The 23,522-nt window shown below is 62.1% G+C and carries 12 protein-coding genes; 5 read left to right on the plus strand and 7 right to left on the minus strand.

What is annotated here, in order from left to right:
* Positions 1 to 466: 466 nt before the first annotated feature.
* The 6 genes from BLU29_RS05960 to BLU29_RS05985 all read right to left on the minus strand — a co-directional run bounded on the left by BLU29_RS05960 (position 467) and on the right by BLU29_RS05985 (position 12,221).
* Entirely contained in the window at positions 467 to 3,172 is a 2,706-nt protein-coding gene (locus tag BLU29_RS05960) for a TonB-dependent receptor (protein WP_091055906.1), read from the minus strand.
* A gap of 87 nt (positions 3,173 to 3,259) precedes the next feature.
* A complete protein-coding gene (locus tag BLU29_RS05965) occupies positions 3,260 to 5,911 on the minus strand; it encodes a TonB-dependent receptor (protein WP_172830221.1) in 2,652 nt (883 codons plus the stop codon).
* A 358-nt stretch (positions 5,912 to 6,269) separates the two neighbouring features.
* Positions 6,270 to 7,091, minus strand: a complete 822-nt coding sequence (locus BLU29_RS05970; protein WP_091055909.1) for a LytTR family DNA-binding domain-containing protein — start codon at positions 7,089 to 7,091, stop codon at positions 6,270 to 6,272.
* Positions 7,060 to 8,286 (minus strand): sensor histidine kinase, encoded by a 1,227-nt coding sequence (locus BLU29_RS05975; protein ID WP_157693665.1) that lies wholly within the window; start codon positions 8,284 to 8,286, stop codon positions 7,060 to 7,062. Before BLU29_RS05975 ends, BLU29_RS05970 begins: the two co-directional genes overlap by 32 nt.
* 495 nt (positions 8,287 to 8,781) lie before the next feature.
* Entirely contained in the window at positions 8,782 to 9,267 is a 486-nt protein-coding gene (locus tag BLU29_RS05980) for a hypothetical protein (protein ID WP_091055912.1), read from the minus strand.
* Positions 9,268 to 9,422: 155 nt separating this feature from the next.
* On the minus strand, positions 9,423 to 12,221 hold the full coding sequence (locus tag BLU29_RS05985) for a TonB-dependent receptor (protein WP_091055914.1): 2,799 nt from the start codon (positions 12,219 to 12,221) through the stop codon (positions 9,423 to 9,425).
* A gap of 198 nt (positions 12,222 to 12,419) precedes the next feature.
* Between BLU29_RS05985 and BLU29_RS05990 the strand changes: the two genes are divergently transcribed.
* The 3 genes from BLU29_RS05990 to fahA all read left to right on the plus strand — a co-directional run bounded on the left by BLU29_RS05990 (position 12,420) and on the right by fahA (position 18,425).
* A complete protein-coding gene (locus tag BLU29_RS05990; protein WP_091055915.1) occupies positions 12,420 to 14,426 on the plus strand; it encodes a S9 family peptidase in 2,007 nt (668 codons plus the stop codon).
* Between the two features lie 164 nt (positions 14,427 to 14,590).
* On the plus strand, positions 14,591 to 16,690 hold the full coding sequence (locus BLU29_RS05995; RefSeq protein ID WP_091055917.1) for a tetratricopeptide repeat protein: 2,100 nt from the start codon (positions 14,591 to 14,593) through the stop codon (positions 16,688 to 16,690).
* A gap of 421 nt (positions 16,691 to 17,111) precedes the next feature.
* Positions 17,112 to 18,425: a fumarylacetoacetase gene (gene fahA, locus BLU29_RS06000; RefSeq protein WP_091055918.1), complete on the plus strand. Its 1,314-nt coding sequence runs from the start codon at positions 17,112 to 17,114 to the stop codon at positions 18,423 to 18,425.
* On the opposite strand, the gene BLU29_RS06005 is transcribed toward fahA, so the two are convergent.
* Positions 18,422 to 20,662: a bifunctional serine/threonine-protein kinase/formylglycine-generating enzyme family protein gene (locus tag BLU29_RS06005; protein WP_091055920.1), complete on the minus strand. Its 2,241-nt coding sequence runs from the start codon at positions 20,660 to 20,662 to the stop codon at positions 18,422 to 18,424. The genes fahA and BLU29_RS06005 overlap by 4 nt on opposite strands.
* 102 nt (positions 20,663 to 20,764) lie before the next feature.
* On the opposite strand from BLU29_RS06005, the gene BLU29_RS06010 reads away from it, so the two are divergent.
* Together BLU29_RS06010 and BLU29_RS06015 are read left to right on the plus strand one after the other, a co-directional pair.
* Entirely contained in the window at positions 20,765 to 22,564 is a 1,800-nt protein-coding gene (locus tag BLU29_RS06010) for a PD40 domain-containing protein (RefSeq protein WP_091055922.1), read from the plus strand.
* Positions 22,565 to 22,578: 14 nt separating this feature from the next.
* The gene (locus BLU29_RS06015) at positions 22,579 to 23,433 is read left to right on the plus strand and encodes an FHA domain-containing protein (protein ID WP_091055924.1); all 855 of its coding nucleotides are present in this window, start codon (positions 22,579 to 22,581) and stop codon (positions 23,431 to 23,433) included.
* The last annotated feature ends 89 nt before the right edge of the window (positions 23,434 to 23,522 follow it).

The raw sequence follows: 23,522 nt of genomic DNA on the forward strand, positions 1-23,522 counted from the left end.
AATGAAGGATGGTCTTAAAGAGAAAGCCCTTGCCCCAAACGATAGGAAGGGCAAGGGCCGCAAGTTGTCAGGTCGGCTTAAAACCCCCGACAAAATTATCGGTTCGGTTAGTTAGCGTCTCTAACATCGCCACCAACACGGACCAACTCGCTGCTGTATGTAAACGTAAAGGTGCCATCACCCCACATTTCGATAGTGATGCTTGTCTTCCACAGGAGCCCATTTGGTCCTGCAGTGAAGTATTCCATGTATTCGCTAGTGGCGCTCGGTATATTAGCTGTGACATAATCGAGGACTTCTTCATAGCTAGGAGGGAGCGCACGAGCACTCGCGGTCGCTGATAGAATGGCGACCACACAGAGAAGGATCTTCCAAATGTAGGTTGGTCGAATGATGTTCATAAATAAGGGTCCCTTTTAGAATAGGTTTGATTTGGGTAAATGCCTTTACGAACTAAGGTGGTTTATCAGAATTGTTTACTAACTCTGATATACAGAACCCGACCGGCGGAGAGATTGCCGTAGGTGTTCCCGTCGAAGTTGAGAGTCTCGTAACCGTTGCGAGGCGGCTCTTGGTTCATCACGTTGTTGGCGCCGATGGTGATGTCCGTATTCCACAGGCCGCGATACGTGATCGACGGATTGATCGTGGTGGTGGGATTCTCACCCCAGCCGGCCGCGGTGTAGCCGTCGTTGAAGTATTGGCCGGAGTAGCGGGCCGTCACGGCGGCTCTCCAGTGGTCGCGGTAGCTCCAGTCGGCGCCGAAGGTGCCGATGAAACGGGGATTGTTATAGAGGCCTACGTTATTGATGGCCCCGGCGCCGGTGCCGGCATCCGAGCCGATGTAGGAGATGTAGGTCGCGGCGGCCTTGAACCGGAACGAGCCGATGCGGGTATCGTTGATCCCGTAATCGAGCTCGAAGTCGTAGCCCTTGTAGAACTGCTTGGCCAGGTTGACCGGAACGGTCGACAGACGCAGGATCGGGCCCGGATTCTCCGTCGAGTTGTCGCGGATGATCGCGTTCGGGTAGAGCTGCTGGCCGCGTGTGCTGAGGATGAAGTTTGCGTTCGGCGTGCTGATGACGTCATCGATCAGGAAGTCGAAATAGTCGACCGAGAGGCTGAGGTTCTTCAGCCATGGATTCTTCACCTTCTTGGACAGCTCGAAGACGGCGCCGACGTATTGCACGCGGGCGTTCTCGGGCTTCAGGTTGGGATTGCCGCCCGTCACGATACGCATCTGGGTCGGCGGATCCTGCGGCCTGAGGGGATCCTGCAGCAGGTTGCTGGAGAAGGCCACGGTCTGGGAGGCGTAGAGACGGCCGAGATCCGGCGCCTTGAACGACTTGGAATAGGAGCCGCGGAGCAGGACGGACACATAGTCATTCTCCGGCAGGCGCAGCAGGGCGCTGGCCTTGGGCTTGTTCGTCTTGCCGAAGTCGCTGTATTCCTCATGGCGGCCGGCGAGCTGGACCTCCAGCATCTTGACGATCGGCAAGGAGAACTCGACGTAGGCCGACTTGACGATGCGCGCGCCGGTCAGCGGCAGGCCGCCGCCACTCCCGACGTAGGACTGGGTGTCCGGCCGGCTGTCCTGCTTCTCATGGCGCCACTCGGCGCCCGCCGCCACCCCAACATCCCCGCCAGGCAGGGACAGCTGAGAAATGTTGCCCGAGACCGTGAAGTCCCACGCGTAAGCCTCGACCCGGGAGCTGCTGTTGGAGATGGTGAAGAGGCTGTTCACCAAGGCTTGGTTATCCGACGGGCCAAAAGGATTCAGCGCCGTGGCGCGGGTCGTGCCGTTGAGCGCCGCCTGCAAATCAGAGGCGCGGATCTGGTTGCGTGACGTGGTCACCACCTCATTGAAACCACGCGTGGCGCCCAGTTCCCAAGACCAGTCCGGGTTGATCTTGCCTTTCAATCCGACGAGAAAGGTCGCTCCGGTCGATTCGGTGTCGAATTGCCGGGCCGGGCCAAAGCTCGTCCGGTAGAGGAAGTTCGTGAGATCGATCCCGAAGGGGTTGTAAGGATTCGAGGCCGGAACATTGAGGAGACCCGTCGGACCCGTGCCGGCATTCTGCGTGCTCGCGATGACCGCGGGCGTAAAGCCGAGAAGAGTCACGTGGCTGCTGTAGGACAGTTCCGCAAAGGCCGAAAGCTTGTCGGAAAACTCATGATTCAGGTGCGCGTAAGTGTCATAGTAGTCGAACGGTGGCGACAACTGGTAGACCTGCGCGAAGTCATAGCGATTCTCGTTCGGCGCCGTCGCCACACGGACGAACTGCGATTTGGTCGGAGTCCCCGTCGGAACGCCACCAGAAAGCACATAGAGGCCGGAACCCCCGGTGAGACCGGCCGCGGCCGCCTGCGCGGCGGTGAAGTTCACATTGGCCGGCCAGTTGTTCGAACTGTTCTGATTGATGCCCCGCGGAGCCTCGAAGGAATAATCGGTGGTCTTCGAGCGGTTGTAATCCCGGATGTAGCTGGAATTGCCGCCCTGATAGTTGAAAACCACCATCGCCGAGGTTTTGCCCGAGGCGCCACCGGCCAGGAAACTGCCCGACTTGACCAGGCTGTCATGGCCCAGGGTATTGCCGGCATAGAGGTTGGTGGAAACACCGGTGTATTCCTTTTTCAACTTGATGTTGAGCACTCCGGTGATCGCATCCGAGCCATAGATGGCGGACGCCCCGTCCTTCAGGAACTCGATGCTGTCAATCGCCGCGAGCGGGATGCTGTTGAAATCGAAGACGGACTGGTTGGCGCTGTTGGTCAGCGCATAGGTCGGCGCGCGCCGACCGTTGACGAGGGTGAGGAAGCGGTTGCCTCCCAGGCCGCGCGGATTGGCGGTAGCCGCACCCCGCGTAAAACTTGCGCCCTGAAACACCGAGTTCGAGGAGCCGGTGTTGAACGGCAGGCTTTGGACAAACTGCCCGAGCGATGAATAGCCGCTGTTCTTGATCAACTCGGAGGAATAGGTGACGACCGGTTGCGGCGTCTCAATGTCCGTGCGTTTGATGCGAGAGCCGGTGACCTCGAATTTCTCGAGCTGGACGGTCTCTTGTTTCTTGGCCTCGTTCTCCGAAGCGATGGGCTGGGCGACGGCGGGGACAATGATGCCGGCGATCAGAAGGATCGCGGCCAGCCGGTTCTTAACTGAGCTAGGGTTCATGTTATGTGCGGGTGTTGGTGTTGACGTGAAGACGGCCCGGCCAGAAAGCCGGGCCGTCCTACGGGGAAAACGGGCACGATGCGCCGTTTAGAACTTATATTTCAGGTCGACGTAGATGAACCGGCCCATCGAGCCGTAGGCCGACGTGTCGACGCCGGAATCGGTGAAGATATCAGGGGCGAGCGGGCCGAACTTGTTGAACACGTTGGTCACGCCCACGGTCAGCTTGGCTCCGGCAAGATACTTGACCGCCGAGCCGAAGCTATAGGAGGCTGACAGATCGAAGGAATCAAAGGAGGCGAGTTTCTCATCCGTGACGATGTTCCGCACGGACGGGAGGTGGCGCCAGCCGATGAAGCCGTTGTAGGCGCCGCGGCTATACTCGGCGGTGCTGTAGCTCGACCACCGCGGCAGCGTGCCGTTGGCAAAGCTGGCGAGGCCGGTGTCGTCCTCCGGCGCGGAACCCGGGAGCGAGGTCACCTCGTATTTCGAGTAGTAGCCGATGTTCGACGTGAAATCGAAACGGCCGATGTTGTCCGCGTTGTAGGTGTAGTTGATCTTGCCGTCGAAGCCCGAGAGCTTGACGCCCGCGATGTTGACGGAGGTATCGACGACATAGATGTCATCCGGGGCGTGGCCGACGCTGATCTGCCCCGGGGCCGTGGGATTGGCGCCGGTGAAGCTCAGGAAGTGGACCTTGCCGACATACGGGGACGCCGCGCCCTTGGTCTCGACGTCCTGCAGAATGGTCGTCGTGCCGATGGAGGATACGAGGTCCGTCTGCTTGATGTTCCAGTAATCGAGCGAGACCGAAAAGCCCTTGATCGCCTTCGGGGAATAGACCACGCCGAGGGTGTAGTTCTTGGAGTTCGACGGCTTCAGGTTCGGGTTGGACCCGCTCATGGAGTTGGTCTGCAGATTGGCCACCGTGCCGCCGCCGGATTTGTTAAGCGTGAACGGCGTGGTGAAACCGATGCTGGAGGGACCGAACAGGCTGAAGAGGGTCGGCGCCGAGAAGGACTTTGAGTAGGTGCCGCGCACGGCGAACTCGTCGTTCATCGGCAGGTAGCGGAACGTGACCTTCGGCACCGTCGGGTCGGTCGTATCATTATAGTTCTCGTGGCGGACCGCGCCGGACAGCTCGAGGAGGTGGGCCCCGGGGGCATCCTTCAGGACCGGGATGCGAACCTCGGCGAAGTAGGAGGTGACCTTGCGGCTCGAGTTGAAGGGATACAGCGTGGTCGCGCCGCTCCAGCCGAGGGCGCCGGTGACCGGGTTGATCTGACTGAGCGGATCAGCCGTGGCACTGAGGTTTTCCTTGCGGAGCTCGGAACCGAGCGCCAGATCGACGGCACCGGCCGGCAGGTCGAACACCTTGCCATTCACACGGACATCATAGTTCGACATGGTGCTGATGAAACCGCCCTGCGCGGTGCCGACGATGGCATCGGTGGCAAAATCCGCCGGAGAAATCGGCTGATAGGAGAAAAAATTGAAGTGACCGGCGAGGACCGACGCGCTCAGGTTGGGCTGGTTGATGACACCCGGGTTCTGATACTGCTGGTTGGCGCGGTTGTAGTCGGCCGCAGCCTCCCAGTTCCAACCGGTGTCCGCAATCGAGCCCTTGACCCCGAAGACGCCCCGGATCGAGGTCGTGTCATCCAGGTATTGGCGGGGGCTCGTGACCAGTCGGTTGCGGCCAGTGACGCCGACGTTGAACGGGTTGCCGAAGGTGCCGGCGGGCACGAGACCGTTGGCCGAACCTTGGGCGCCACCGGTCTTCGCGAAGATGTCCTTCATCGCCTGCGTGGTATTGAGCGGCTGACCGTTGATCTGCGAGGCGGTCTTCGTGTTCACGTAGAGCAGATCGCCGAAGAACTGGAGGGAATCGTTGAACTTGTGCTCGAACGCCATCGAGAAGCTCTGGCGCTCGTTGGCGATGGACTGGGTCACATACTTCGAGAGGTTGAAGAACTGGAACTGATCCCCCTGAGAACGGGGGCCGGAGTAGGTGCCCGCGGCAACAAGGGCCGCGGGGCTCAGGCCACCCGGAGTCACGGTCGGGGTCGTAATACTCGGTTTGAGCAGGTAGAAATCCCCGCCGATGTTGACCGAGCCCGCGAACGACGGTGTGCCAAAAGTCTGGGCCGAATAGGGCCGCTCATAGGCGAAGATCGGGTCTTCCTTCGTCCACTCCGAGGAGATCGTGATGCTGGTCTTGGCGTTGCTCACGCCGCCCACGAGATACATGGAACGGGTCGCCTGGTGACCCTGGTTGGTGGTCCAGCCATAACGGCCGCCGATCTCGAAGCCCTGGTAGCTGGACTTCATGATGATGTTCACGACGCCGGCGACGGCATCGGAACCGTAGATGGCGGAGGCACCGTCGGCGAGGACCTCGATGCGGTCGATCGCGGCGACGGGGATCATGTTGACGTCGACGAATTGGTAGCCGCCGGAGGAGCTGACCGGCGAGTAGGCCACGCGGCGCCCGTTGATGAGGACCAGGGTCGAGGTGTTGCGCAAGGCCAGCTGCGAGCCGCCGTTGGTCGAGCCGCTGCCAACATTGGAATTGGCACTGCCCAGGTTGCCGTTGCCGCTGAACTGCGGCACCGTCTTGCGGAGGATCTCGAGGACATTGGTGTTGTTGCCGGAATTCTCGATGGACTTGCTGTCCACCGTGATCACCGGGATCGCCACCGAGTTGGCCGCCACCGGCAGGTAGGAACCCGTGACCACAAATTTCTCCAACTTAACCGCGTCTGTGGTGTTTTCCGCCGGAGCGGTTTGCTGGGCAATAGCGGGCTGGGCCGCGAACAAAGAAAGCCCGGCGCCAAGCAGCGCCAAAGGCTTTCGCAGAGATCTTACGGAGCTCTTATTCATAGTTCAGTGGTGTTGTGTAAACACGTCGTTGTGTTTGAGGGCTGGGTAATTGCACCCCCTCGCGCAGCAACCGCATATCGACTGAATGCTCCTTACCTCTTACCGACGGCTAACAATGTCCGACGGAGTGCATGGCTTTTTTTGAACGCCACCATGCGGTTTTACCCGGCCAGAGCACTGGCCGGACCCCGGGAAGCCTCACCACTGCCCGGCTTCAGCCGTTGTCGTTGGCCGAGAGACTGGCGATCAACTGCTTGAGCTTGCCGCGATTCTTCCGGCTCAGCCTCAATTTCGTATCGTCGCTCATCAACACCGTGTAGTCGCCGTAAAGCGCTGGCGTGACCTTCTTCACATGATCGAGGTTGACCAAGGAAGAGCGATGAATGCGGAGAAACCTCGCAGGATCCACCCGGTCCTGCAGGTTTTGGAGGGTTTCGCGCACCAACCTGGCGGCCCCCGTGGTATGGACCTTGATGAAATCGGCCTGGGATTCGACCCAGATGATGTCGGATGTCCTGATAAAATGCAGGTCGCTGCCGGCCTTCAGAACCACCCGGTCCCCCGGCTCGGGCACAAGCACGGCGGTCGGCTTTTCCCCGGCCCGGACCATTTGCTGCACATAACCAAGCAGCTGTTCCACTTTCTGGCCCATGTCATCGGACCGGGCTTGTGCTATTTGCCGCTTGGCCTTTGCCAGGGCGGCGGCAAAGCGCGCGTCTCGATACGGCTTGAGCAAATAGTCCACCGCGCACAGCTCGAAGGCCTGGATGGCAAATTTGTCATAGGCGGTCACAAAGATGACCACCGGACGTTCTTCCTGCCTGAGCGCGGAGAGCACCTCGAGGCCGTTGAGCTTGGGCATTTGCACATCGAGAAAGACTAGATCGGGGCGGCCACTCCTGATGGCAGCCAAGGCAGCCTGTCCATCGGCACAGGTCCCGGTGACCTCGATTTCGTGGTCACCCTCCAGCATGGCGGCCACTCCTTCGCGAGCCAAGGGTTCATCATCGACGATCAGGGTGCGGATTTTTTTCATGGGGAGGGGATGATTGCGGCGCAAGCCGCCAGGGCAGGTTGAGTGACACGACCGCGCCGCCGTCAAGCCGCGGATTTATCTCCAGGGCGAAATCCGAACCCAAGGTATGGGTCAACCGGGCCCGGGTGTTGGCCAATCCGATACCCGGCTTCTTGTCTTGCGAAGGGGCGATCGCCGCGGGCGCCGGGTCGGCCCCGTCATTTTCGATCTCGATCTGCAGCCGGTCATCCCGCCGCCGGGCCCTCACGGTCACCCACCCGGGCGTGGTGCGGCGGGAGATGCCGTGCTTGACGGCGTTTTCCACAAGCGGCTGCAAAATGATGTTGGGCACCAGCACGCCCAGCGCCTCCGGTTCGATGGAAAACCCGACGAGCAGTTTCTCGCCGAACCGCACCTGCTCGATCGCCAGGTAGCGTCGGATGAAGTCGAGTTCCTCCTCCAGCGGCGTCTCGTGCAGGCCGTTCTGGTCGATCGCCAGGCGGAGCAAGGCGCTCAGCTGGGCGATGATCTCCACGGCCTGGTCGTTCTTCCGCTGCCGCACGAGGGTGGCCAGTGCGTTGAAGCTGTTGAAGAGGAAATGCGGATGCAGCTGCCCGCGCAAAGCCGCGAGTTCCGCCCGCGTCAGCTCCGACTCGAGACGGGCGGTCCGCAGCTGGAGTTGCACCGCCGTCGCGGCATGCCGGCGGTATTTGGAGTAATAATCCAGGGCGAAGGATACGGCGAAGAAGCCGCCGTAGGTCAGAAAATCCAGCGGCCAGAGGCGGAAGGTATTGTAGAAATAATTGTGCCAGTCGGTCGGCAAGCCCTGCTCGTCGGGCAACCAGAGGTTCGGCAACAGGTGCAGAAGGGAGCGGAGGTTCACCACCAGCAGATAAAGCAGCACGCTCCAAAGCAGGAGCCAGCCGAGGTTCCGTCCCAACCGCGGAGCCAGGTCCAAGGGATGGCTCCGGATCATCCGCAGCATGAACGGCGCCGCCAGAAGCCAGGCATACCAGGCCAGGCCGTCCCAGCCCAGCAGATGGGTGATGAGCTGTTCCTCCTCGGCGACGCGCTGCCACTCGCGCGCGCGCTCGAAGCCGATATTCAACAGCAGGCTGAGAACCAGCAACAGGCCGAACTGCAGCCGGGCAACACGCCCTTCCTCCGATGACGGGCGGCCAAGGGCCAGTGAAGCGATACGGCGCCTGATGCTCATTCGACTCGCGATGCGCCGATGCGGAATAACAAACGGGGCGTTCGCAACAAAAATGATGGTGACCGTACTGCTGGCGCTGCACATCCACCTGCCCCAAGGCGTGTTTTAAAATGGTGGAACCGGGGTGGCAAGGAACGAGTCGAAGCCGAAGCCCGGATTTATCTGGCCGTCAGGCGTTCCCCGCGCTGTAGCGCGATGTTTTGCTCCGGCTCGTCAGGAGGAACGGACTTTGCCCCTCCAAGAATAGCGCAAAGATAGCCTTAGGATAGCCCCAAGAGAGCCCAAGGGTGACCGACGGGTCCCGAGGGAATTAAGGAGGAACTAAAGAGGATTGAACGAGCTTCAGACCAAAGATCCACCTTTGTGCCGCCCCAACGCCTGTCCGGCACCCTGGATGGCTGGGTCTATCAACGCTACCGGAAGGCCTTCGTTGAGAACATTGTTCACGCCGGCGCGATGACCGTGGCGGATTGATCTTCTCCCAAGCAGCGCGAATCAGCGGATGCGCTTCACTCTGATCCAAAGGCCTTCGCTGAGAAGGGTCATTTTCCAGCCACCCAACCGGGAGGGCCGGATCTCCACCTCGGGATCCACCATTTTCGGGAAAAACCGTTGGTCGGAATCCACCTGCTGCCAGCGCTGCCCGTTTTCGAGCACGAAATCAGTATGGCCGGTCCAGCCATGAAAATCTCCCTGAATATGCGTGCGCACGACCTCGGTTTCATCGTCCTCGCGCGGGGCAAGGCCGATGCTGGCCTTCTTTTTCTCCTGGGCCGTGGCGCGGGCCTCGGCCCGGCCCTCTTCCTTGGCTTTTTCCTTTGCCACTTCGACCGCCCTGCGTGCACCTTCCTTCGCGTAACGGGCCGCCAGCCTGTCGAGGACCGCCCGCTGTTCGGGAGTGAGCTGCTCAAGGCCAGCGGCAGCGCGTTCGTCCGGGGTGAGCTGCTGCCAGAATTCATCCGCCGCGGCCAGCCGAACCATGAGAGTCAGAAAGAGGGCAATTGCCTTAAATCGCTTCATGTCCTGACCATGAACCTCCCGCCGTGCGGTGCCACCGTTTTTTGCGGGCAAAAAAAGGCGGCCCGGATAAACCGGGCCGCCTTGAAAGAAAGCGAAAACTTTTCGCGCCCGACGAATTAGAACTTAATCTTGATGTCGGCGAAGAACATGCGGCCCACAGCGCCATAGGTTCCGACGTCAACGTTCGAGTCAGTCCAAACTCCAGGATCAAGCGGGCCAAACTTGTTGAACACGTTATTAACCCCGAGGGTGAGCTTGGCCCCGGCGAGATACTTGACCTCGGAACCGAAGGTGTAGGACGCGCTCAAGTCGAACGAATCGAAGCTGGAGGTGTTGGTTCCATCGTTGAGATCGTTGACGCCCGGGATGTGCTGCCACGCGAGGTAGGCACCATACTTACCCCGGCTGTAAGCAACCGAAGAATAAGCCAGCCAACGCGGAATCGTTCCGTTTAGGCCGCTCGAATGGCCGGCATCTTCTTCTGCCGCAACGTCCGGCAAAGTCTTGGTCTTATAGGTTGAGTAGTAGCCGATGTTCGAGGCGAAATCAAAGCGGCCGATTTGGTCGGAGTTCCAAGTATATTTGATGGTGGCATCAATGCCGGCCAGCTCCTGACTGGCGATGTTCACGAGCGTGTCGGTAACATAGATATTATCCGGCACACCGGAGCTGATCTGACCCGGGGCGGTGGGGTGCGGGCCAGTGAAACTGCCGAGGCCGACCGCATTGATATACGGCGATGAGGCGCCCAGCGCTTCGACACTGTTGAGAATATTAGCCGACCCGACCGTGCTGACCAAGTCGACCTGTTTGATGTGCCAGTAATCGACAGAGACCGAAAAACCCTTCAGCGCCTTGGGGGAATAGACCACGCCGAACGAATAGTTCTTGGAGGTGGAGGGCTTCAGGTTCGGGTTGGAACCGGATTGCGAATTGGTCTGGAAATTGGCGACCGTTCCGCCGGAACTGGTGGTGAGGGTAAACGGTGATGTGAAACCAATGCCACCGGGGCCGAAGAGGCTGTAGAGCTGCGGAGCCGAGAACGACTTCGAGTAGGTTCCACGGAAGGCCAGCTCGTCGTTGACCGGCAGATAGCGGAACGAGATTTTCGGCACCGTCGGGCTGCTCGTGTCACTATACGCCTCGTGACGGACCGCGCCGGTCACTTCCAGCAAATGGGCGCCGGGGAGATCCTTGGCCAGCGGCAGACGGACTTCGGCAAATTCCGACTTCACCTGGCGCGAAGCGTTGAACGGATAGAACGTGGTGGCCCCGCTCCAGCCGAGGGCACCGGTGACAGGGTCGATCACGCTCAGGGGGTCGGCGATACCACTAAGGTTCTCACGACGAATCTCGCCACCGAGCGCCATGTCCACGGGTCCGCCGGGGAGGTCAAACAGCTTGCCGCGCACCTTAAAGTCAAAGTTCTTCAGGATGCTGATGAAAGAGCCCGTCGCGGTGCCGACGACCTGGTCGGCCAGCTGGTTGGCGGCGCTGATCGGGGCGCGGGAGAAGAAGTTGAAGTCACCCACCAGCGTGGCATTGCTCAGGTGGGGCTGATTGATGACCCCGGGATTGGCGTAATTCTCAAGCACATGGTTGTAGTCCGCCGCCGCTTCCCAAGTCCAGCCGCTGTCGGCAATTTTGCCCAGGAGTCCAACGACCCCGCGGTAGCTGGTGTCGTCATTGTTATACTCGCGCGGGTGGGTAATGAGGCGATTGCGGGCATTGACCGCCACATTGAAGGGATTGCCAAACTGACCGGCCGGGACATTGCCATTGGCCGAGCCCATGGCGCCACCGGTCGCCTTGAAGATATCCTTCATGGCCTGCTGCGCATTGATCGGCTGGCCGTTGATCTGCGAGTGGGTGGTGGTGTTGGCAAACATGAAGTCACCAAACACCTTCAAATAATCGCTGATTTCGTGGTCAAACGCCATGGTGAGGGACTTTCGATCGCCACCGACGGTCTGCGTGACATACTGGGAAAGGTTGAAGAGCGTGAACTGGGCGCCGGCCGAGCGCGGACCGGAATAGGTGTTGGCCGCGACCAAAGCGGCTGCACTGGTGCCACCCGGCGCGACCGTCGGGGTCGTGATGGACGGGTCGAGATAGTAGTAGCTGCCGCCGATGTTCACCGAACCGGGAAAGGTCGGCGTGCCATAGGTGACCGCGGAATAGGGCCTCTGCCAGTTCATGATGGGCGTATATTTGCTATACTCCGACGAAATCGTGATGCTGGTCTTGCCGCTGGTGACACCACCCACGATGTAAGCCGACTTGTTCTCGTAATGGCCGGTGTTGGAGCTCCAGCCATAGCGCACCCCGGCTTCAAAACCTTGGAAGTCGGTCTTCAGGATGATGTTCACCACGCCGGCGACCGCATCCGTGCCGTAGATGGCCGACGCGCCGTCGGCCAGCACTTCAATCTTTTCAATGGCCGCAACCGGGATCAGGCTGACGTCGACAAATTGGGCGCCACCCGAGGCGGAAGTCGGCGAATAGGCCGCCCGACGGCCGTTGATCAGCACCAAGGTGCTGGTGTTGCGCAACGACAACGAAGAGCCGCCCTGCGTGTTGCCGCTACCGACGTTCGCGTTGTTGGTGCCGATGTTGCCGTTACCGGTGAATTGCGGCACGGTTTTCCGCAGAATCTCCAGCACACTGGTGTTATTGCCCGAATTCTGGATGGTGTTGGCGTCAACCGTGATCACCGGGACCGCAGTGGCATCAGCCGCAGGAGGCAAATACGAACCAGTTACGACATATTTATCCAATTTCAGCGTGTCGTCGGTGGTGGTGCTGGCGGCAGCAGCCGTCTGCTGGGCAAAAGCGGCTTGGGCCGCGAACAAAGAAAGCCCGACGCTAAGCAGCGCCAAAGCCTTCCGTAGATAACTTACGGAGCTATTGTTCATAGTCTAGGTGTGTTGTGTTGGTAGGAAACTACCCGTAACCGGCTAATTTCTTACGATGAATGCAGCATTTCCATAGATGAGTATCAACTTTATTTTATTTATGTAAAACCTCCCACTTGCGTAAGTCGACCCAACCTCAACCGCGTAATCGCGCTGTCCCGTTGACTCCCGCACGGGAGATGCGCGATTTTTGACCCCATGCACACCCCACTGAAATGCCTGCGTTTGCTGCCCCGTTTTTTTGCCGTGAGTGTCGCGATCCTGCTGACCGGCCTTGGCCGGGGCGCCGACAAAGCACCGGCTCTTCCACTTGAAGCTTTTTTCGCCGAGCCTGACATGCGCTCCGTCCAGCTATCGCCGGATGGCAAATACCTCGCGTTTCTTACCACCCTGGGCACCGGCAAGGTCGGTATCGCCCTCATGGATCTGGCCACCGGCAAAATGGAACCCCTCGTCTCAGCCAAAGATGAAAACATTAAGCAATATTTCTGGAAGGGCAGCGACTACATCGTTTATTCCGGCGATCTCGGCGGCAATGAGTCCCCTGCTTATCGCTCCATCAGCATCAACAAGCGCAAAGTAGTGGAGCTTTCCGAGTCCTATCGTGAACGCTACTCGGACATGGCCAATCAAGCGCGTGTGATAGATACGCTCCGATTCGACCCGTTTCACATACTAATCGAAGGGAATAAGAGCATCGGCAGTTATAATTTCCGCTATTGGCTCGTGGATATTCGCACCGGCGAGCGTCGGTCGGTCGACACCGGCGGATATGCCGTGGATGCGGGCAATTATGTGGCGGACAACAATGGCATCATGCGGGCCCGCGAACGTTTCAGCGGGGATAAGATCCTGTTCGAAATTCGCCCGACTCCCGATGCCCTCTTCACGAAAGCGGCTGAATTTCCCATCAACGATCCACTGTGGGAATTCCTCCAATTCGCCGCCGACAATGAAACGCTTTACCTTATCAGCAAAGAGCACTCCGACACCGGAAGCCTCCGCGCATTAAACGTCCGCACCGGTCAACTCAGCCCGCCACTGTTCAACTCTCCGCAGGGTGAAATCGACCGTATCATCACGTCTTGGGATTACACCAAGCTGTATGGGGTCATGTATTCGACGGAGAAAACCCATTATCATTTCTTCGACAGCCATTGGGCGACGCTCAAAGCCCGGGTCGACGCCGCCTTACCGAAAACAGAGAATTACATCGCCAGCACCTCTCAGGATGAGAAATTGCTGCTGATAATTGCTACAAGCGATTGCGATCCCGGCACTTATTACGTGCTCGATTTGGCCCGCGGTCGCCTCGGCGCCGTCGGCAAGGTTAACCACCAGATCGATCCGGACAAGATGCGGCCAATGGAGCCCATCGTTTTTACGGCCCGCGACGGACTGACGCTACACGGCTATCTAACCCGTCCCGCGAATGCCAATTCCCACCCGGTGCCGCTGATCATAAATCCCCACGGCGGGCCTTATGGTCCCCGTGATTATTGGGGTTATGATGGCGAGGTGCAGTTTCTCGCCAACCGCGGCTACGCCGTGCTCCAGATCAACTATCGCGGCTCTGGTGGTTACGGGACTGCATTTGAAAATGCCGGCAAACGGGAATGGGGCGGAAAGATGCAGGACGATCTTACCGACGGCGTAAAATGGGCGATCAGCCAGCGCATCACCGATGCCGGACACGTCGCCATTTATGGCGGCAGCTATGGTGGTTACGCCGCGTTGGCCGGGGCGACGTTCACCCCCGACTTATATCGCTGCGCCGTTAACTATGTCGGCGTATCCGATCTAACCATCATCACTAGCTGGAGTCGCAGCCGCTTTGGTCGCGGTTCCGACCTCTATGCCAAGGAATGGATCGGTGATGATGCCCAATACAAACATGATCATTCGCCGGTCAATTTCGTCGATCGCATCAAGATCCCCGTGCTTAACGCCTATGGGTTCAACGACCCCCGGGTCGACATAGACCATTGGAAACGGCTCGAGCCGAAGTTCAAGCAATACGGCAAAACCTACGAAATTATCATCGAGGACAATGAAGGCCACGGATTCAGAAATGAGGCGGCGCGGACCAATTTCTACCGGCGAATGGAAACATTCCTCGCGAAATACATGGACGCGAACGATCCTTCCGTCCGGCTCGCGCCCGTGCAGGCCCAGGAAATGCCGGCCAAGGAAAAATCTAACTGAGTCCATGGCTTGAGAGAGTGCCGGTTTCCCTGGTGCCTGATCCCAGCATCCCCGTCAGTCTCCTCTGAGAAAGGCCGCCGTTAATTTTGGCCCGGTCAATTCCATCACCCCCGGTTACCCTTCCCGCCATCCCGCCGATTTGGCGTCGGTTGCTGCCGGGGGGTATGATCGCACTGGCCATCATCGCCGCCTATTGGAACAGCCTCTCCGGACCGTTCGTCTTCGATGACCTTCCGGCGATTGTGGACAACCCGACCATCCGGCATCTTGCCCGTCTGGGCGACGTGTTGCGGCCGCCCAATGACGGCTGCGCCGTCACCGGGCGGCCGCTTCTGAACCTCACTTTTGCGCTCAATTATGCCTGGGGTGGCACGGACCCGCGGGGATATCATATATCGAACCTCCTGATTCACCTGCTGGCGGGACTGACCTTGTTTGGCCTCGTTCGACGGACTTTGCTCAAGCCGGTGTTCCACGGTCGGTTCTCGGACTCGGCCACCCTTCTCGCTGCTACCACGGCCCTGCTTTGGGCGGTGCATCCGCTGCAGACCGAATCCGTGACCCTTGTCGTCCAGCGTTCGGAATCGCTCATGGGCCTGTGCTACCTGGCGGCGCTGTATTTTTTCTCCAGGGCCATGGATGCGACGGCTGCGCCAAAAGGCTGGCTGCTGCTGACGGTCGCATGCTGCGCCCTTGGCATGGCGTGCAAGGAAGTAATGGCTACCGCGCCTTTCATGGTGCTGCTCTACGATCGCACCTTTGTCGCCGGAACATTCCGCGAGGCACTTCAGCGGCGGCGGCCTTTTTATATCGGACTGTTCGCGGCGTGGCTACCGCTGTTCTGGCTGGTCGCCGGTGGAGGTGGAACGCGGGGCGCCGGAGCCGGGTTGGGGCTCGGTGTCAGTTGGTGGTCCTACGCGCTGAAGCAATGCGAGGCCGTCGTGCTATATTTGCGGCTGTCGTGCTGGCCCCACCCGCTGATCTTGGACTACGGCGTGGACGTCGTGAACACAATCCGGCCGGTCGCACCGCAGGCCCTGACGCTCCTGTTCCTGATCGCCGGCACGCTCGTGGCGCTTCGGCGTCGGCCCGCGCTCGGTTTTCTCGGTGCATGGTTTTTTGTCATCCTGATGCCGAGCTCCAGTATCGTGCCGCTGATCGGACAGACCGTCGCCGAACACCGGATGTATCTGCCGCTGGCCGCCGTGGTGGCGGCCGTCGTCCTCGGACTTTTCGGTTTGCTGGGAAAAGGCAGCTTTGGCGTTTTTGCCGTGCTCGTCCTGGCGTGCGGCGGATTGACCGTGCAGCGCAACGAGGATTACCGCGACGCCGTGACGCTGTGGCGCGACACCGCGCTAAAACAAAGGGATAACTACCGCGCACATTACAACCTCGCCGTCGAACTGGCGCGGATGCCGGGAGGGCACGCGGAAGCGATCAGCGAATACGAAAAGTCTCTCCAGCTGCAGCCCAGCTACGCGGAGGCCCACAATAATCTGGCCATCGAGCTGGCGCGTTTCCCCGGCCGGGAAGACGAGGCCTTGCGCCATTACCAAACCGCCCTGCAGCTCCGGCCGGATTTCGCTGACGCCCATTATAACCTGGCGATTGAACTCGGGAAGCGCCCGGACGGGGCGGCGGAAGCCATCACGCACTATGAAACCGCCTTGCGGCTCCGCCCTGGTTACGCTGAAGCGCACAATAATCTCGCGGTGGAGTTGGCCAAGATCCCGGGACGGTTGCCATTGGTAATCGAGCACTACAAGGCGGCGCTGCAAGCGCAGCCCGATTATCCCGAGGCGCACCATGGCCTGGCCAATGCGCTGGCGATGTCACCGGAACGCCTCCCGGAGGCGGTGGCACATTACGAAATGGCTCTGCGGCTTCGGCCCGATTACGTCGAAGCCCATTACTCCCTCGCGGCTGTGCTCGCGCAGCTGCCTGGACGGACTTCTGAAGCTATCGCACACTACGAGAGCGTGCTGCGGCTGAGGCCGGATCATTTTTATGCGCACTACAATCTGGCCAATGAGCTGGCCAAGCTCCCGCCGCGCCTGCCCGAGGCCATTGCTCATTATGAAACGGCCGTGCGATTGAAACCTGATTTTTTGGAAGCCCGTAACAACCTGGCGGGAGCATACTATCGCAGCGGCCGATTGGACGACGCCATCCAGCAACTCACGGTGGTGCTCCAGCTGAATCCCGGGAACAGGAATGCGCAGAGGAACCTGGAGATGATGCGGCGCCTGTTGCAGCAACCGTGATCCGCGGACCAATGAATGGTCCACTCCGGCGCGTCATCTGCGGTGAATGGCTTGGCGCATTTTCAAACTGGAACAGGGCGCCTCACCCGGTCCGAAGCAGGGTAACAACGGATGGGCCATCTCGGCGGAGTCATTCAGCTGCGTCCGGTTGCGTTCCATTTTCTGTCGGGGGCCTCCACCCGCCTGTTCCGATATCGGTGAGTGGACAAGACCACTGCCGGGGTGCATCGTCCGTTGCACGGTGCAGTCTTCTCCCTGAGCCCGTGACCGAAAACTTCCCAATGTCGCTTGAAAACTAAACCCTGTCGGACGCATTCGGCTCGCCCCGGTAAATCGCCGAAACCCGCCGATTCCTCTGTCGTTCGTTCGGTTCTTGTTCGTTCCTTGAACCCATCGTAGGTTTGAAAACCTTTCACCGGTTATGCCCCCCCTTCAGACCCATGATCCGGCACGCCTGAGCTGGATCGAATCGGCCAACACACCGATCGCAGACTTTCCCCTGCAAAACCTGCCTTACGGCGTATTCGTCACCGCCGTGGACCAGACGGAACGCCTGGGCGTCGCCATCGGGGATCAGGTCCTCGATCTTCGCGCTGCCGCAAAGGCCGGCCTGCTGCCTGCCCAGACGGCCGCCGTCTGCCAGCAGCCGAATCTCAATCCGTTGATGGCGCTTGGCGCCCCCGCCTGGGCTGAGCTCCGCGCGGGGTTGAGCGAGCTGCTCGGCGCGAGCTCCTGCCCTGCCCCGCTCCGCGCCAAGGTCCGCGGCTGCCTTGTGCCGCAAACCGGCGCGACCATGCGCCTTCCGGCGCAAATCGGCGGTTACACCGATTTCTACGCCTCCATCCATCATGCCACCAATGTCGGTGCGCTGTTCCGCCCCGACCAGCCGCTTCTGCCCAACTACAAATGGGTGCCCATCGGCTACCATGGCCGCAGCTCGTCCATCGTCGTCAGCGGCACCCCGGTGCGACGCCCGAGCGGCCAGGCCAAGTCTGCCGAATCCTCCGCCCCGATCTTCGGCCCGAGTCAGTCGCTCGATTACGAACTGGAGCTCGGCGCCTTCGTCGGCCCGGGCAACCGCTTGGGTGAAACGATCCCGCTCGAAGAGGCCGCCGGCCACCTCTTCGGGGTCGTGCTGTTGAACGACTGGTCGGCGCGCGACATCCAATCCTGGGAATATCAGCCCCTCGGCCCCTTTCTGGCGAAAAATTTCGCGACCACGATCTCTCCATGGGTCGTGACCCTGGAGGCCCTCGCCCCGTTTCGCGTTCCGGCCTTCACCCGTCCGTCCGGCGACCCCGCCCCGCTGTCCTACCTTGCCGACGCCGGTGATGCCGCGCACGGCGGGCTCGACCTCACTCTCGAGGCCTGGCTCACCACCGCCCGGATGCGCGCCGCCGGCCAACCGGCGCACCGCCTCAGCTCCGGCAATTTCCGGGAGATGTATTGGACCTTGGCGCAGCTGCTGGGTCACCATGCCAGCAATGGCTGCAACCTGCGGCCGGGCGACCTGCTCGGCAGTGGCACGGTCTCCGGCCCGACCCGGGACTCACTGGGCTGCCTGCTCGAACTCACGCGGCGCGGCGCCGAACCGCTTCGCCTGCCCGGCGGCGAGGAACGCGGCTTTCTCCAGGATGGTGACGAAGTCATTCTGCGCGGGTTTGCCGAGCGCGCCGGATTCCGGCGGATCGGCCTCGGCGAATGCCGCGGCGTGGTGCTGCCGGCGACGGCCTAGTCCTCGAGCGGCCGCAGCAGCAGCCGGTAGCCCATCGCGTCCGTCGGCCGCGTCTCGGGCGTGACCTCGACGCGCGACGCCGCGCGGCAGTGCACGGCGCCGACCTTCCAGCTGCCGCCGCGCAGCACGGGCTCGCGTTTGCCGCGGATGCCGTAGGTCCATTCCGCGACGTTACCTTGCATGTCAAAGAGGCCCCACGCGTTGGCCTTGCGCTTGGCCACGGGGGAAGGGGCGTCCTGCGACCCGCCGCCGCGCGCGTAGACCGCGAGCGCGTTCAACGCGGGGTCGTCGCGCTCGTTGGTGAGGTTGCTGCCGTCGCTCAGCGCCCCGTCGGTGCCGGCGCGGCAGGCGTATTCCCACTCGACCTCGCCGGGCAGGTCGGCTTGGTAGGGCAGCTCGAGCCGGTGCAGCACCTCGTTGAGTTTCTCGATCGCGCCACCGGGGCCGGTGAGATCGCGCCAGGCCACCTGCTCCACCGGCCGCGTTTCGTCACCCAGCGCGCGGCTGGTGCTCGGGTTCTTCCCGGTAAGCACGCGGTGCTGGCGCTGGGTGGTCTCCGTCTCGGCGATATAAAAGCCCTTCGGTATCTCCGTCTTGGCGCGCGGCAGGTCGTTGCGCTGGCGGCCGCGCTCGTCCGCCGGCGAACCGAGGTAAAAACTGCCCGCGGGCACCCACTTGAATTTCAACGCCGTGCCGTCGGGCAGCTTCACCACCACCTCCGGTGCCGGCGGCAGGCGCTTCATCGCGAGCGCGAGCGTCTCGGTGCCGGGCAGGATGTCCATGCCCAACTCGAGCGTCTCGTATTTCGGCGCGGTGGCCGTGAGCGTCACGTGGCCCGGTCGCAGTTCCACCAACGCGGCGCCGGTGGCGTCCGCCGCCACCGTCTGGTCGGCGATCTTCACCTGTGCCTGCGCCGGCAGCCCGGTGAACCGCACGGGATGCGGGGGCACAAGTTGCAGCGGGATGACCACCTCCAGCTCGCCGGCCGTGCCGCCGATCTCGCCCTCCCAATCCAGATAACCGGGTGTCGTTACGCGCACCATCTGCGGGCCCGGCGGCAAGTCCAGCAGCATCCGGCCGCTGGCCCCGACCGTGTGATTCCGATCTCGATAGGTTACAACCGCGCCGACCGGCAGGCCGGTCAGGGCGAACCGGCGCTGAATCGGCGCCGCCGGTTGCATCGGTTTGGTTTCCACCTTGGGCGGCACGGGGAAAGGCTCGGGTTTCATCGCGGGGGCCGGCGTCGCCCCGGCCGGGACGGGCCGTGGCCACTGCCACACTGCCACGCCGATGGCCGCAACGACCGCCAATCCGACCGGTGCGAGCCAGCTCCTGCCGCCGCTCCCTTGCGGGATCTGACGCAGCGCCGCCAGGGCCGCGGCCGCGGTCTGGTAGCGTTGCGCCGGGTCCACCGCCAGGCACACCTTGATGAACTTGTCCCACTTGGGGTCGAGGCCCGGGACGAGCCTGGACGGCGGCTCGGCAAAGCCGTGCGGTTTTTTCCCGGTCAGCAGGTAATAGGTCATGACGCCGACCGCCCAGATGTCGGAACGCGCATCCGACGGCTGCATGTTGCGCGCCTCGGGCGACATGAAGTCGATCGTCCCGACCATGGCCCCGGTCGTCGTGACGCTGTCGCCGGCGAACGGCGACGCCGTGCCGCCGGCCCGCCGGTATTCCGCCTCGTCGCCCACCCGGGCGAGGCCGAAGTCCGAGATCTTGGCCTCGCCGGTTTTCTCCAACAACACGTTGGCCGGCTTCAGGTCGCGGTGCACCAGCCCCGCCTCGTGGGCGTGAGCGAGACCTTGCAGGATTTGGATGGTCAACCGCTGCACCTCGGCGGCCCGGGCGCCCCCGCCGGGTTTGCGATTTTTCTCGAACCACTCCTCCAGCGAACCGCCGTCCACATATTCGAGCACCAGGTAGAGCTTGCCCTCGCTCTCGCCGAAGTCGGTGACGTTGACGATGTGGTTGTGCTTGAGCCGGCCCACCATCACACCCTCCTTCTTGAACCGGGACACGAAGGACTGGTCCTGGGCCAGCAACGTCGGCAGGACTTTCAGGGCAAAGTCCTTCTTCAGGGCCGTGTGCTTCGCCAGGTAGACCACGCCCATGCCGCCCTTGCCGAGCACCCGCTCCACCTTGTATTGCCCGACCACGTCGCCGGGCTGGAACAGGTCCTTCGGCGCGCTGCTGCTGCGCGGGACAAATACCGTCTTTTCGGGCTGGCCGTCCATGTGGTGCACCCTGCAGTCAATCGGCCGCCCGGCCCGACGCCAGAACGAAACCAAAATGCCGGGTTGACCGGCCTTCCCCTCCGGGGCTTAGCTACCCGCACCATGACGCGCCTGCTTCGCCGCCTTGCCTCGTTTCTGGTGCTGGCCCTCGCCACGGCCATCGCCGATGCGGCCGTCACCCTCAAAATCAACGTCAGCCCCGCGGGCGCCACCGTCGTCGCCACCGAGACCGGCCAGCGGCTCCCCGCCCCCGCCGCCATCGAGCTCAAGCGCCGCGACAACAATTATACCTTCACCATTGAGAAGCCCGGCTTCCAGACCGAGACCGTCTCGTGGAACACCAGGGAGAAGGTCCGTGAGATTTTCGTCACCCTCTCGCCGCTCACCGCCGAGAAGGAAATCTCCATCAAGTCCGGTCCCGACGGCGCCAGCGTCGCCATCGACGGCAAGCCGGCCGGCACGACGCCCCTGGTCAAGACCGCCACCTTTACGCGCGACACCAAGACGGCCCCGTGGAAGCCGCTCGCGATCACCGTCACCAAGCCCGACTACCAGAGCGAATCCTTCAGCCTCGGCTACGACAATCCCTCCGCCGCACTGATGCTCGGCCAGCTGCGCAAGGAGCGCGTCTTCAGCGTCGAGGTCAAGGCCCCCGACGGTTCCGCCATTGCGGCCGGCCTCACGCTCGAGGGCAAGGAACTCGGCGCCGCGCCGCAGAAGGTCTCCGTGGTTTTCAGTCGCGCCGACAAGACCAGGCCCTGGCCGACCTTCGCCCTGACCGCCGAGATCCCGACCATCTACCAGCCGGCGGCCGTCACGCTGACCCACGACTACAAGGACATCTTCGCCCTCACCCTCAAGCCCGTCACCGAACTCTCCGTCGGCCTCTACGTGCCCACGGTCGAGATGACCGCCACCGGCGCGCGCATGGTCGTCAACCAGGCCGTCCGCCTCGCCACGCTCGACACCGGCGAGCGCGCCACCGAGATCGCCGGCCTCTCCCGCCTCACCCGCTTCGTCCGCCGCGACCAGAACCCCAAGGCCCCGCTGCAGGGCCTCAACTCCTACGCCATCACGCCCGACGGCGAGTCGGCCATCCTCTCCGTCACCTCGCAGGACGACGCCGGCAAGTTCTACTCGGCCCTCTTCCTCAAGCGCATCGAGGACGACGGCGGCGGCACCGCCCGGCTCATCGACAACAACAAGCGCTACTTCGACTGCTTCCCCATCATCGCCCCCGACGGCAGCGGCATCCTCGTGTTCCAGTCCAACCGTGGCGACCTCAGCAAGCCCGACGTCTTCCGCATCAACTTCGCCGACAACCGCGTGGCCGGCGGCGTCTCCCGCATCACCAACGACCAGCGCTTCAACTACGGCCCGACCTACACCGACAGCAACCGCGAGGTCGTCTACCTCTCCCTCGAGCCCAACTATCCGCTCGCCAAGCCCCAGCTCAGCAACGTCAAGCTGGACGGTGCCCTGCCCACCCAGTTCCAGATCAACGCCGAGGAGGTCAGCCATCGCGAACACTCCAAGGTCTACTTCACCCGCGTCGACGAGTCCACCGGCAAGCGCCAGATCTACTCCGTCGAGCCCGACGGCCGCCTCGAGACCAACCTCATTTCCGACGACTCCTTCCTCGCCGCGAACTGCTTCAACCCCGTCGCCAGCTTCGCCAGTCCCGTCCGCATCCTTTTCGTCTCCGACCGCGACAAGGACGACCAGGGCCGGGCCAACAACAACATCTACGTGATGAACGCCGACGGCTCGCAGGTGCAGCAGCTCACCGCCAACGGTTCCGACGACATCCTGCCCGCCTGGTCGCCCACCGACCCGGCCGTCGTCTATTTCCTCTCCAACCGCGGTGGCGCCTACAACCTCTGGCGGCTGCGGTTGAAGTAACCGCCCGCGGCCGCATGGACGCCCCCCTTCCCCAAGCCTGGCTTGAGTTCGCCGACGGCCGGATGCACTGGCTCGACAAGAACGCCTGCACCATCGGCCGCATCGCCTCGAACACGCTCGCGCTGGACCAGCCCGGCCTGTCGCGCAGCCATGCCATGATCCAGCCCACGCCCGGCGGCGGCTGGTTGCTGACCGATCTCCGCAGCACCAACGGCACCTACCACAACGGCCTCCGCCTCGAGCAGGGCGTCGCGCTCCACGACGGCGACAAGATCGAGTTGGGCGACACCACCCTGACCTTCCGCTGCCGGCAGACCGCCGACCATACCACCGAGGCCGGTGCCACCTCGGTGCAGATCCACTCCGGCGATTGCTGGCTGCTCATGCTCGACCTGATCGGTCACACGGCGCACACGCACGCCGTCGGCGCCGAGCAGGCCTCGGCCGATTTCAAGCGCTGGCTCGAGTTCGTCCGCCCCGGCCTCGTCCGCTCCGGCGGCACCATCAACGCCTACCTCGGCGACGCGCTCTTCGCTTACTGGCGCCAGGACCGGCACCCCGCCGAGAAGGTCGCCGCCGCCGTGCAGGAGCTCGTCGCGCTGCAGACGACCAGCCACCGGCCTTTCCGCATCATCCTGCACCACGGCCGTATCCGGATCAGCGGCGGCCTGCAGGGCGAATCGCTTGCCGGCACCGACGTCATCTTCCTTTTCCGGATGGAGAAATCCACCAAGCCGCTCGGCGCCACCTGCGTGCTGAGCGAGACGGCCGCCAAGACCCTGGCCCTCACCGCCACCGCGCGGCCGCTGGGCGCGCATCCCGTCCCGAGCTTCCCGGGCGACCACGCCTTCTACGCGCTGGGCGGATGACCATCCGACAGCCGCAGTCTGTGACTGCCGCGTCGCTCCCCGGGCCTAAGTATACTATTGGTTGACATCAACCGGAAGGCGCTGATGTC

The sequence above is a fragment of the Opitutus sp. GAS368 genome (genome assembly GCF_900104925.1).
In the GTDB taxonomy this organism is placed as follows: Bacteria; Verrucomicrobiota; Verrucomicrobiia; order Opitutales; family Opitutaceae; genus Lacunisphaera.